The sequence below is a fragment of the Rhodococcus sp. NPDC059234 genome (assembly GCF_042754225.1).
GTDB lineage: Bacteria > Actinomycetota > Actinomycetes > Mycobacteriales > Mycobacteriaceae > Rhodococcus_G.
The window spans coordinates 1-11,405 of sequence record NZ_JBHZAH010000141.1 but is presented as its reverse complement, the minus strand read 5'-3'; the positions used below and the strand labels follow the sequence as shown (position 1 = coordinate 11,405).

Below are 11,405 nucleotides of genomic sequence, written 5' to 3'. Positions count from 1 at the left end.
GACCCGGTGCGAACCGGGTCCGACGGGCATCGTCGTGCCTGGGAGAAACCGCTACAGCCCGGCCTCGTCGAGCGCTGCGTCGACCGCGTCCCGCACCTCGTCGAAGCTCTTGCCGGACGACAGCTCCCGGGCGGTGAGCTCCTCGATCCGCGACTCGACCTCGCGGTATCGGGCCAGCCAGCGTTCCTTGTCGGCCTGCCAGTAACCCATCACGTCGAACCGGTCGGCGCCCCACCCGAGCCGGCGGCGCAGGTGTGCGCGGATCGTCCGGGAGGCTCCGGACTCGCCCGCCGACCAGACGTACCCGGGACCCGGCGGCAGCGGAAGGGAGGCCAGGTGATCGGGGAGGGCACTGGGACCGTGCCCGTTGCCGGTGCCGTGCAGCCAGGTGACGGTCAGGTCGGCCGTCGTGACCCAGTGCTGCTCGTCGCCGGCGTCGGGAACCTCCGCGATCACGTGCACCGCGGTCGCCGGCGCCAGGTTCTCGACGATGCGGGCCGCGGCGGGCAGCGCGCTCAGGTCCGCGAGCAGCAGTTGCCAGTTCGCATCCGCCGGCGGGTGGTACCAGCCCTTGGCGCGGGAGAGCAGGACCGGTGAACCGACGGTCGCCGCGCGGGCCCAGGCCGCGGCGGCCCCGCCGGCGTGGATCGCGAAGTCGACGTCGACGGTGCCGGCGGCGGGGTCCCAGTGCCGGACGGTGTAGCTGCGCCGGTGGCCGTCGAACTCGATCAGCACCCGCTCGTCGGGGTCGCCGCTGGACGAGAAGTCGGACAGTCCGGCACCCGCGAATCGGATCCGCCGGAGGCTGGGGGACAGCCGGCCGGTCGAGGCCACGTGGGCGCGAAACTGTGGTTCGTCGGGGGGCGGCACCGCCTCACCATAGGTGTTTGCTGGCTCGACAGCACATGACGCCCGACCCGGCCGCCGAGCGGCCGAAATGTGAGCTGCGACACGCCGGAGAGGGGGTGATTGCGGCCCGGCCGGAGGCTTACGACCTGGGAATTCCAGCTTTGTGGTTCACAACATCTCGCGCCTTAGGGATATGTCGGCCACTAGGTGTAGTGTCTAGAACACCGAGAGGGCAGAGCCGGAACGGTCGAGAACTGCAGGCCAGGGCGCTGTTCCAGTAGGTGAGATAGACATCACAGTTTCGTCAAGATTTCGCTGGTTAACCAGCGGGTCGAGTCGGGCGGGGAAGCCCGAAACGACGGCGAGGCCGTTTTCACCGTGTTGAGGCAGTACCGAGTTACCCGCAGTACCGAGCGACACAGTTCTCTGATCGGTTCCGTAAGCCAGGGGAGAGAGGGACTTAGATGAGCATCACCGTCTACACCAAGCCGGCGTGCGTTCAGTGCAATGCGACCTACAAGGCGCTCGACAAGGCCGGTATGGAGTACTCCATCGTCGACATCACCGAGGACGCGGAGGCCCGCGACTACGTGATGGCGCTCGGCTACCTGCAGGCCCCCGTCGTGGTGGCGGGCGACGATCACTGGTCGGGCTTCCGCCCGGACCGGATCAAGTCGCTGTCCACGGCCGCCGCCTGAAGACCGTACGGAGATGATCGGCCATGACGGCGCTGGTCTACTTCTCCAGCGCGTCGGAGAACACGCACCGCTTCGTTGAGAAGCTCGGGCTGCCTGCGACGCGCATTCCGCTCCACGACCGCGAGGGCACGTTCGAGGTCGACGAACCGTACGTCCTGATCCTGCCCACCTACGGGGGTGGGACGACAGTGACCGGACGCGACACGAGCTACGTGCCCAAGCAGGTCATCAGATTCCTCAACAACAAGCACAATCGCTCCCTCATTCGCGGAGTGATCGCTGCCGGCAATACGAACTTCGGCGAGTCGTACTGCTATGCCGGAAACGTGATTTCGCAGAAGTGTCAGGTGCCGTACCTGTACCGCTTCGAACTCATGGGAACCGCCGACGACGTAGTGGCCGTCCGCGACGGGCTCGAACAATTCATGGAGAGTGAACAGTGGCACCGACAATCACAGACGCAGCCCCGGCTGGGAGTGTAGAGCGCGCTGCGGCACGACCCGACGCGTCCGCGGGGGAGCTCGACTACCACGCGCTGAACGCGATGCTGAACCTGTACGGCCCGAACGGCGAGATCCAGTTCGACAAGGACCGCGAGGCCGCGCACCAGTACTTCCTCCAGCACGTCAACCAGAACACCGTCTTCTTCCACAACCTGGACGAGAAGCTGGACTACCTGGTCAAGGAGAACTACTACGAGCGTGAGGTCCTCGACCAGTACACGCGCAACTTCGTCAAGGAACTGATCGACCACGCCTACGCGGCGAAGTTCCGGTTCCCGACCTTCCTCGGCGCGTTCAAGTACTACACCTCCTACACGCTCAAGACGTTCGACGGTAAGCGCTACCTCGAGCGTTTCGAGGACCGCGTCTGCATGGTCGCGCTGACCCTCGCCGCGGGCGACGAGAAGCTGGCCACCAAGCTCGTCGACGAGATCATCGCCGGCCGCTTCCAGCCGGCCACCCCGACGTTCCTCAACTCGGGCAAGAAGCAGCGCGGCGAGCCCGTGTCCTGCTTCCTGCTGCGCATCGAGGACAACATGGAGTCGATCGGCCGCTCCATCAACTCGGCCCTGCAGCTGTCGAAGCGCGGCGGCGGAGTTGCGTTGCTGCTCAGCAACGTTCGCGAGCACGGTGCCCCGATCAAGAAGATCGAGAACCAGAGCTCGGGCGTCATCCCCATCATGAAGCTGCTCGAGGACTCGTTCTCGTACGCGAACCAGCTCGGTGCGCGCCAGGGCGCGGGCGCGGTGTACCTGCACGCGCACCACCCGGACATCTACCGCTTCCTCGACACCAAGCGCGAGAACGCGGACGAGAAGATCCGCATCAAGACGCTGTCCCTCGGCGTGGTCATCCCGGACATCACGTTCGAGCTGGCGAAGAAGAACGAGGACATGTACCTCTTCTCGCCGTACGACGTCGAGCGCATCTACGGGGTGCCGTTCGCGGACATCAACGTCACCGAGAAGTACTACGAGATGGTCGACGACAAGCGGATCCGCAAGTCGAAGATCAAGGCGCGCGAGTTCTTCCAGACGGTCGCCGAGCTGCAGTTCGAGTCCGGCTACCCGTACATCATGTACGAGGACACCGTGAACCGGGCGAACCCGATCGCGGGCAAGGTCACCCACTCGAACCTGTGCTCGGAGATCCTGCAGGTCTCCACGCCGTCGACCTTCAACGACGACCTGTCCTACAGCCACATCGGCAAGGACATCTCCTGCAACCTCGGTTCGCTGAACATCGCCAAGACGATGGACTCGCCGGACTTCGCGCAGACCATCGAGACGTCGATCCGTGCGCTGACCGCGGTCGCCGACCAGACCTCCATCGACTCCGTCCCGTCGATCCGGAGGGCGAACGACGAGGGTCACGCCATCGGTCTCGGGCAGATGAACCTGCACGGCTACCTGGCCCGCGAGCGGATCCACTACGGCTCCGACGAGGGCATCGACTTCACGAACATCTACTTCTACACGGTGGTGTTCCACGCGATCCGGGCCTCGAACGAGATCGCCAAGGATCGCGGCACGTACTTCGCCGGGTTCCCGGAGTCCCAGTACGCCTCGGGCGAGTACTTCGACAAGTACACCGACCGGGTGTGGGAGCCGGCGACCGAGCGCGTGCGGCAGCTGTTCGCCGACGCCGGCGTCCACATCCCCACCCAGGACGACTGGCGCGAGCTCAAGGCGTCGGTGCAGCAGCACGGCATCTACAACCAGAACCTGCAGGCCGTCCCGCCGACCGGCTCGATCTCGTACATCAACAACTCCACCAGCTCCATCCACCCGGTGGCGTCGAAGATCGAGATCCGCAAGGAAGGCAAGATCGGCCGCGTCTACTACCCGGCGCCCTACCTGACCAACGACAACCTGGAGTACTACCAGGATGCCTACGAGATCGGGTACGAGAAGATCATCGACACCTACGCCGCGGCGACCCAGCACGTGGACCAGGGCCTGTCGCTGACGCTGTTCTTCAAGGACACCGCCACCACCCGCGACATCAACAAGGCGCAGATCTACGCGTGGCGCAAGGGCATCAAGACCCTCTACTACATCCGGCTGCGGCAGATGGCGCTGGAGGGCACCGAGGTCGAGGGTTGCGTCTCGTGCATGCTGTAGCGCCGGTGGTCGATCGTTCGAACGGAGTGAGGAAATCGTGAGCCAGAAGATCAAGCTGATTGATCGCGTGTCGGCGATCAACTGGAACCGCGTCCCCGACGAGAAGGATGCGGAGGTGTGGGATCGCCTCACCGGCAACTTCTGGCTGCCGGAGAAGGTCCCGGTGTCCAACGACATCCCGTCCTGGAACACCCTGACCGCGAACGAGAAGCAGCTCACCATGCGGGTGTTCACCGGCCTGACGCTGCTCGACACGATCCAGGGCACCGTCGGCGCCGTCAGCCTCATCCCGGACGCGCTGACCCCGCACGAGGAAGCGGTGTACACCAACATCGCGTTCATGGAGTCGGTGCACGCCAAGAGCTACAGCTCGATCTTCTCGACTCTGTGCAGCACCCGCGACATCGACGACGCGTTCCGCTGGTCGGAGGAGAACCCGAACCTGCAGCGCAAGGCCGAGATCGTGCTCGAGTACTACAACGGTGACTCGCCGCTCAAGCGGAAGGTCGCCTCGACGCTGCTCGAGTCGTTCCTGTTCTACTCGGGCTTCTACCTGCCGATGTACTGGTCCTCGCGCGCCAAGCTCACCAACACCGCGGACCTGATCCGGCTGATCATCCGCGACGAGGCGGTGCACGGGTACTACATCGGCTACAAGTACCAGAAGGGCCTCGAGCAGCTCACCCAGGCCGAGCGCGAGGAGCTCAAGGACTACACCTTCGAGCTGCTCTTCGAGCTCTACGACAACGAGGTCGAGTACACCCAGGACCTCTACGACGAGGTCGGGCTCACTGAGGACGTCAAGAAGTTCCTGCGGTACAACGCCAACAAGGCGCTGATGAACCTCGGCTACGAGGGACTGTTCCCGAAGGACGAGACCGACGTGAACCCGGCGATCCTGTCGGCGCTGTCCCCGAACGCGGACGAGAACCACGACTTCTTCTCCGGGTCGGGCTCGAGCTACGTCATCGGCAAGGCCGTCAACACCGAGGACGAGGACTGGGACTTCTAGCCCACCCCGCTCGGTGGCTCGCACCCCCACTCACGACCGCCCGAATGTCACATCGGTTCAGCTGAAGTGAACCGATGTGACATTCGGGCGTTGTGGGTACCGAGGGGTGAGGCTAGCGTCGGCATCGTCCTGAGTTTCACTTCTGGTGAGGAGAGACGATGAGCGGCAAGGTTGTGCACTTCGAGGTCCCGTTCGGCGACGGGGCCCGCGCCCGGGAGTTCTATCAGCAGGCATTCGGCTGGAACGTCGTCGAGATGCCCGAGCTGGACTACACGATCGTCTCGACTGGGCCGGCCGCGGAGTCGGGGATGCCCGCCGAACCCGGCTACATCGGCGGTGGCATGTTCGAGCGCAGCGCGGACTCGCCGCAGGGGCCGGTGATCACCGTCGACGTCGCCGACATCGACGCCGCCCTGGCGAAGATCGAATCGTTGGGCGGTCAGACGATTCAGGCCAAGCAGCCGGTCGGCGAGATGGGATTCGCGGCGTACTTCAAGGACACCGAGGGCAACATCATGGGCCTGTGGGAGCTCGCGGCTCCCAGCTGAGGTCAGTCGCGGTGGAACCAGGCCTGCGGCTGTCCGGACAGCGCTCGGGCGATCCGTCGGGCCGAGCTGTCGGTCAGCTCCTCCGGCAGGTCGCCCGGCGCGAACCAGGCGACCTCGAGGTTCTCCTCGTCGGCGGCGTGCGGGTCGCCCGACAGCGCGCGGGCCAGGAAGCACACGTCGAGGTAGCTGGCGACGTCACCGTTCGGGTAGGTGATGGGACCGGCGGTGTCGACGCTGGTGATCCGGACCAGCTCGGCCACGACGCCGGTCTCCTCCAGGACCTCCCGCAGCGCCGCCGGACCCGGTTCCTCGCCGGGCTCGAGGATTCCGGAGACCACCGCCCACAGGCCGCTGTCGGCCCTGCGGGTCAACAGGATTCGGCCGGAATCGTCGACGACGACCGCGCTCACGCCGGACAGCCACAATGGGGCGTGCCCGACGTGCGCACGCAGCGCCGTGACGAACTCGGGGACCGGCATCAGTACCGGAAGCTGACCGGGGCCGCCTGCTGACCCGAGTACGGCAGCAACACGCTCGGCTGCAGCGGCGCCGCGAACCGGGCGGGCACGTCGGTGAAGTCGGAGGTCCCCGCCTTCGCCGGTGTGTCCAACTGCGCGAACCGGATTCGGGTCATCGCGTCGGTGCCGACCATGTTGCCGTCGGACGTCTCGGCGGACGGGAACGTGCCCTCGGGGGTGACTCCTGTTGCCGTCCGAGGACGGCAACAGGGCCTCGACAATCGCCCACTGGTCATCGCTGACCACATTCGTGCGGCACCATACCGAATATGGTGCCGCACAGGCTTGGTCAGATTAGGGAGACATGCCCTAGTTCCCACTTGATGTGGTGCGGCCCTCGACGCTGTCGAATCGGTGGCGCGTCACGATCGGGACTGCACGAAGCGGTCCAGGCAACGTTCGGCCACTGCGGTGATTGTCAGCGCCGGGTTGACCAGCGCAGTCGACCCGGGCAGGAGGGCACCGTCGACGACGAAGAGATTCGAGTACCCCTCGACCTTGCCCTCGAAGTCGCAGGCCTGCCCCATCACCGCACCGCCGAGTCCGTGCCAGGTGCAGCCCGAGCCGAAGTCGCTCAGCCGCGTGTAGACCGGTATCCCGGTCGCGGGCGAACCCAGCCGGGTCTCGGTGCGCTCGTGGAAGCGGCCGGCAAAATTCCTACCACGCGCGTCGACGTCACTGTTCGCCTCGCCGAACGGGTAGTTGAGTTCGGCGCGGCCCGTCGCCGGGTTGTAGTCGACGCTGCCGCGTTCGTCGGTGATCACCTGGATCAGGTTGGCCATGGTGCCGCCACCGGCGACGTCCGGGAACGGCGAGGCCTCCCAGGAGATGGAGACCGGCCCGTCCGGGTTGTCGTCGTCGTACATGACGGCGACGCCCGGTCCGCCCTGCTTGGCGCCGCAGTCGCGGCGCAACAGGACTCGCGACATCAGGAAGTCGCCGTTGTTGCCGTACCCCTTGCCGACCTTGTCGTTCAGCCTGGTCAGGGTGCCCTTCGCCTTCGCGGTGGCCAACAGTGAGCTGGTGTAGAACGAGCCGGCGGCCATGAACACGAAGTCGGCGACGAACGTCTTGTGTTCGAGCACCGCGCCGGTCTCGTCGATCCGCTTGGCCGACACCTCGAAGCGGTCCTGACCGGACACCTCGCGGATCTCGACCACCTCGTGCAACGGCAGGATGGTCACGTTGCCGGTGGCCTCAGCGGCAGGCAGGTAGTTGTGGTCGACGCTGTTCTTGGCACCGGAGTTGGTGCCGTACGGGCCCTCGCCGATCGAGTAGGACGCGGGTCTGCGCCCGGCGAGCTCGTCGCGGACGACGTCCCAGTCCACGCAGAAGTCGTGCAGGACGGGTTCGCCGCCGAAGTCCTTGATGTAGTCCAGCCAGGCCCGCGCGCCCCGGTAGTTCGGATGCGCGAGCAGGTCCGCCGGGAGCGGCGAGGTGCCCAGCATCTTCCGAGCCCGCGGGTAGTAGGTGCGATCCAGCTCGTCGTAGTCGATCCGGGCGGGGAAGACCCGGGTGAAGTCCTTACGCCGCGGTTGCGGGGTGAACGCGCCGAACGTCAGTGAGCCGCCGCCGACCCCCGACCCGTACAGCGCGTCGATGCCGTTGCCCTTGACCCGGTCGATGAGGCCGGGGTAGCGGTCGATGTGCGTGAACTTGGTCAGCGGGTTGATCGGAGGCTGGTCGGCGAACCAGGCGGACCGGCGGTCCGGTTCGTTGATGGTGCAGAAGGTGTCGCCGGCGGGAGCGATGGGCCAGCGACGACCGCGCTCGAGGACCGTGGTCTGCACACCGGCCTGGCCGAGGCGCAGTGCCGCGACCGCGCCCCCGAACCCACTGCCGACGACGATCGCGGTCTTACCGCGCAGCGCCGTCGGTGCAGCCCCGACCTGCGCGTTGGCCAACGGTCCGACAATGGATCCCGCGGCGATGGCTCCGAGGCTCAGGGCCGCCCCGCGAAGGACGGATCGTCGGCTGTGCGGGGCGCGTGCTGCAAACTCTGCTGTGGTCACTCGGTGGAAGATACGCGCCCACGGCCGGGCGAGGGCGTTGCCTCGCGTTGGGCCGGAAACGTTGCAGGATGCGACGACCGACCAACAAAATCGCACGGTTCATCCGCGACCTCGCCGAAAGCTCCCGCCGCTCACAGCAGCCCGTCGACGTCGTCGCGGTCGGTCGGTGGGATCGAGCCACGGGCCGATGAACGACCGGGGATCGGTCACCGAATACGGTGCCGCACAGGCTTGGTCAGACTAGGGAGGCATGCCCTAGTTGGCGTAGCCGTTGAGGGACGCCTTCAGGTCGTCGAGGATGCCGCGGGCGGCGACGACGCCGATGCCGGTCATCCAGATCTCGTCGTCGACCTTGAACACCCGCCTGTCCTTGACCGCGCCGAGGCCCTCCCACAGTCCGCCCTCCATCACCTTCACGCCCTGCCCCTGCGCCTCGTCGCCGTAGAAGCTGACGTAGATGATGTCGCCCTCCGCCTTGGACAGCTGTTCCTCGCTGATCTCGGCGAAGCGACGGTCCTGGGCGCCCTCGAGGCGCTGGAACGGCGGGCGCTGCACGCCGGCATCGGCGAGCACCTGGCCGGAGAAGCTGTCCGGGCCGTAAATTCGGATGGCGCCGGGCATGAATCGCACCACCGACGCCTGAGTCTCCGACGAGTTCAGTGACTTCCCCGTCTCGGTGGCCTCGGCCTGGTAGGCGTCGAGCGACTGGCGAGCGCTGGCCCCGCGGCCGAGCGCGGTGCCGTCGAGCACCATGTTCTCCTTCCACGTGGTGCCCACATTCTCTGTGAACGTGGTCGGCGCGATGGCGCTGAGCTGCTGGTAGAGCTCGGGGGTGCGGAACTTCGAGCCCAGGATCAGGTCCGGGTGCAGGGTCGCGATCTTCTCGATGTCGGGCTGCTGCAGGGTGCCGACAGGCTCGAGCCCGGCGATCTTCGGGCCGAGGTACTTCGGCTGCGCCCCGACCGCACCGGTCACCGCGGCGCCGACCAGCCGGTCCTGCAGCCCGAGGGCGCAGACGGTGTCGAGCTTGTCGGTATCGAGGACGACGACGCGCTGCGGGTCGGCGGGGACCTCTGTCTCTCCCGCCGCGTGCGCGACCTTGCGGACGGGCCCGGTGACGCCCTCGGGGTCGACGGGAGCGGTTGGGCCGCAGACATTTTCGTCCGCCCGATCGTTGCCGAGCACGGCCGCGCCCGCCACGCTGGTGGTGCTGCGCACGATGCTGCTCGCGGCGTTGTCGGTGGTGGACCCGCCGCAGCCGGCGAGCGCCACGGTCGCGGCCGTGAGCAGGGCCGCTGGGGCGAGGCGGCGGATGAGCGCGGTCTTGCGCATGGGTGGATCCTCCTGACGAGTGGGCGATTCGAGACTAGACGCGGTGTAGGTCGACCCCGAATGCCCACGAAGACTCCCGAGACAGTTAGGTAAGGGCAACCTTAGCAAATACTCCGGCGTCGATTCAGTGGCCCTCCGGCGGCCGCGGCGCGCACCATGGAGGGCATGGCCGTCTCGATGCGCAAGAGGCTGATGCAGGAGTTGGGCGAGCTCCGGTACCTGCCCACCGGCAAGCGGATCCGCGCCCGCAGTGGCGACCGGGTGGTGGCCGACTCCCTCGGTGCGGTGCTCGTGTGGGAGCCGCGCCGGGTGGTCCCGGTGTACGCGGTGCCGATCCGCGACGTGCACGGCACGCTGTCCCCGGCCGCGGGTGGTGAGGGCACACAGATGCCGGTGTACCTGGACGAACAGGCCGGCCCGGCCCTCGGCCCCGGGGTCGGTTTCGTCGCGCACACCTGCCACGGAACCGCGCTCGACATCGTCACCGACGACGCGGTGTACCCGGGTGCCGCGTTCCGGCCCGCGGACGAGGTGCTGTCCAAGCTGGTGCTGCTGGACTCCGAGGCCTTCGACTGGTGGGAGGAGGACGAGCCGATCCTCGGTCATCCGCGCGATCCCTTCCATCGGGTCGACGTCCGTCGCAGCTCCCGTCGGGTCCGAATGGAGATCGAGGGCCTGGTCCTCGCCGAGTCGGACCGGCCCTCCGTGGTGTTCGAGACCTTGCTTCCCGTGACGCGCTTCTACCTGCCGCGCGAGGACGTCCGCGTTCCACTGGTGCCCACCGCGACCCGCAGCTACTGCCCCTACAAGGGTGCGGCGTCGTATTACTCCGTCGACGGGGTCGGCGAGGTCGGAACGGACGTCGCGTGGAGCTACGAAATGCCACTGCCCGACTGCCCGCAGATCGCCGGCCTGGTCGCCTTCTATCAAGAGCGACTCGACGTCAGCGTCGACGGCGCACCGATCGAACGTCCCCGTACGCCCTGGTCAGAGGTGGGCTGACGGGGATACGCGACACGAAGTACGACAGTGGGTAGGACCGACTCCGCGGATCGCGGGGCGACGGTCTACGATTCCTCAGAGCGCAAGCCATGAGGACGTTCGCCTCGCTGCCCGGGGCTGGATGTCCAGAGCGGAGCCTGCGGAGCGACCAAGGGCACATTCAGGAGGATCAGTGACTGCCGTAGCGCCCCAGCCAGTCCCCGAGATAGCGGCCAAGCGGCCCTACCCGGCGCGACTGGGACCCAAGGGCTCGTACATCTACAAGATGGTCACCACGACAGACCCCAAGGTGCTTGGGATCATGTACATGGTGACCGCGTTCGCGTTCTTCCTCATCGGCGGTCTGATGGCCCTGCTGATGCGTACGGAGCTCGCGGTCCCGGGCATGCAGTTCCTGTCGAACGAGCAGTTCAACCAGCTGTTCACCATGCACGGCACGATCATGCTGCTCATGTACGCGACGCCGATCGTGTTCGGCTTCGCGAACTACATCCTGCCGCTGCAGATCGGCGCACCCGACGTCGCGTTCCCGCGGCTGAACGCGTTCAGCTACTGGCTGTACCTGTTCGGTTCCACCATCGCGACCGCCGGCTTCATCACCCCCGGTGGCGCCGCAGACTTCGGCTGGACCGCCTACAGCCCGCTCACGGACGCGGTGCACTCGCCCGGCGTCGGCGCGGACCTGTGGATCCTGGGCCTCGCGGTCAGCGGCCTCGGCACCATCCTCGGTGGCGTCAACATGATCACCACGGTGATCTGCCTGCGCGCGCCCGGCATGACGATGTTCCGGATGCCGATCTTCACCTGG

Annotated in this window: 12 protein-coding genes; 7 read left to right on the top strand and 5 right to left on the bottom strand. The window is 66.8% G+C overall.

Annotated features, from left to right (window positions below; all coding sequences use genetic code 11):
- Nucleotides 1-51: 51 nt before the first annotated feature.
- The gene (locus tag ACFXGJ_RS21845) at nt 52-870 is read right to left on the bottom strand and encodes a siderophore-interacting protein (protein ID WP_378624684.1); all 819 of its coding nucleotides are present in this window, start codon (nt 868-870) and stop codon (nt 52-54) included.
- A gap of 443 nt (nt 871-1,313) precedes the next feature.
- Here ACFXGJ_RS21845 and nrdH point away from each other — a divergent pair, with 443 nt between their 5' ends.
- From nrdH to ACFXGJ_RS21820, 5 genes are all read left to right on the top strand, one after another.
- Nucleotides 1,314-1,547 carry a glutaredoxin-like protein NrdH gene (nrdH, locus tag ACFXGJ_RS21840; RefSeq protein ID WP_378624679.1) on the top strand — a complete coding sequence of 78 codons (234 nt, stop codon included), beginning with the start codon at nt 1,314-1,316 and terminating at the stop codon, nt 1,545-1,547.
- Between the two features lie 23 nt (nt 1,548-1,570).
- A complete protein-coding gene (nrdI, locus tag ACFXGJ_RS21835) occupies nt 1,571-2,029 on the top strand; it encodes a class Ib ribonucleoside-diphosphate reductase assembly flavoprotein NrdI (protein WP_378624676.1) in 459 nt (152 codons plus the stop codon).
- Nucleotides 1,987-4,173 carry a class 1b ribonucleoside-diphosphate reductase subunit alpha gene (nrdE, locus tag ACFXGJ_RS21830; RefSeq protein WP_378624674.1) on the top strand — a complete coding sequence of 729 codons (2,187 nt, stop codon included), beginning with the start codon at nt 1,987-1,989 and terminating at the stop codon, nt 4,171-4,173. The genes nrdI and nrdE overlap by 43 nt, the downstream gene beginning before the upstream one ends.
- A 37-nt stretch (nt 4,174-4,210) precedes the next feature.
- A complete protein-coding gene (gene nrdF / locus ACFXGJ_RS21825; RefSeq protein ID WP_378422815.1) occupies nt 4,211-5,185 on the top strand; it encodes a class 1b ribonucleoside-diphosphate reductase subunit beta in 975 nt (324 codons plus the stop codon).
- A gap of 158 nt (nt 5,186-5,343) precedes the next feature.
- Nucleotides 5,344-5,733: a VOC family protein gene (locus ACFXGJ_RS21820; protein ID WP_378624666.1), complete on the top strand. Its 390-nt coding sequence runs from the start codon at nt 5,344-5,346 to the stop codon at nt 5,731-5,733.
- Between the two features lie 2 nt (nt 5,734-5,735).
- Here ACFXGJ_RS21820 and ACFXGJ_RS21815 read toward each other — a convergent pair whose 3' ends face one another.
- The 4 genes from ACFXGJ_RS21815 to ACFXGJ_RS21800 form a co-directional block, all read right to left on the bottom strand.
- Nucleotides 5,736-6,212, bottom strand: a complete 477-nt coding sequence (locus ACFXGJ_RS21815) for an NUDIX domain-containing protein (protein ID WP_378624663.1) — start codon at nt 6,210-6,212, stop codon at nt 5,736-5,738.
- Nucleotides 6,212-6,487 (bottom strand): hypothetical protein, encoded by a 276-nt coding sequence (locus ACFXGJ_RS21810; protein ID WP_378624661.1) that lies wholly within the window; start codon nt 6,485-6,487, stop codon nt 6,212-6,214. The genes ACFXGJ_RS21815 and ACFXGJ_RS21810 overlap by 1 nt, the downstream gene beginning before the upstream one ends.
- Nucleotides 6,488-6,613: 126 nt before the next feature.
- Nucleotides 6,614-8,263 (bottom strand): GMC oxidoreductase, encoded by a 1,650-nt coding sequence (locus ACFXGJ_RS21805; RefSeq protein ID WP_378624658.1) that lies wholly within the window; start codon nt 8,261-8,263, stop codon nt 6,614-6,616.
- A gap of 255 nt (nt 8,264-8,518) precedes the next feature.
- Nucleotides 8,519-9,595, bottom strand: a complete 1,077-nt coding sequence (locus ACFXGJ_RS21800; RefSeq protein WP_378624654.1) for an ABC transporter substrate-binding protein — start codon at nt 9,593-9,595, stop codon at nt 8,519-8,521.
- 165 nt (nt 9,596-9,760) lie between these two features.
- Between ACFXGJ_RS21800 and ACFXGJ_RS21795 the strand changes: the two genes are divergently transcribed.
- Nucleotides 9,761-10,597, top strand: a complete 837-nt coding sequence (locus ACFXGJ_RS21795) for a DUF427 domain-containing protein (RefSeq protein WP_378624651.1) — start codon at nt 9,761-9,763, stop codon at nt 10,595-10,597.
- Between the two features lie 172 nt (nt 10,598-10,769).
- Nucleotides 10,770-11,405 (top strand): cbb3-type cytochrome c oxidase subunit I (locus ACFXGJ_RS21790; protein ID WP_378624648.1); only part of this gene is annotated, 636 nt, incomplete at its 3' end.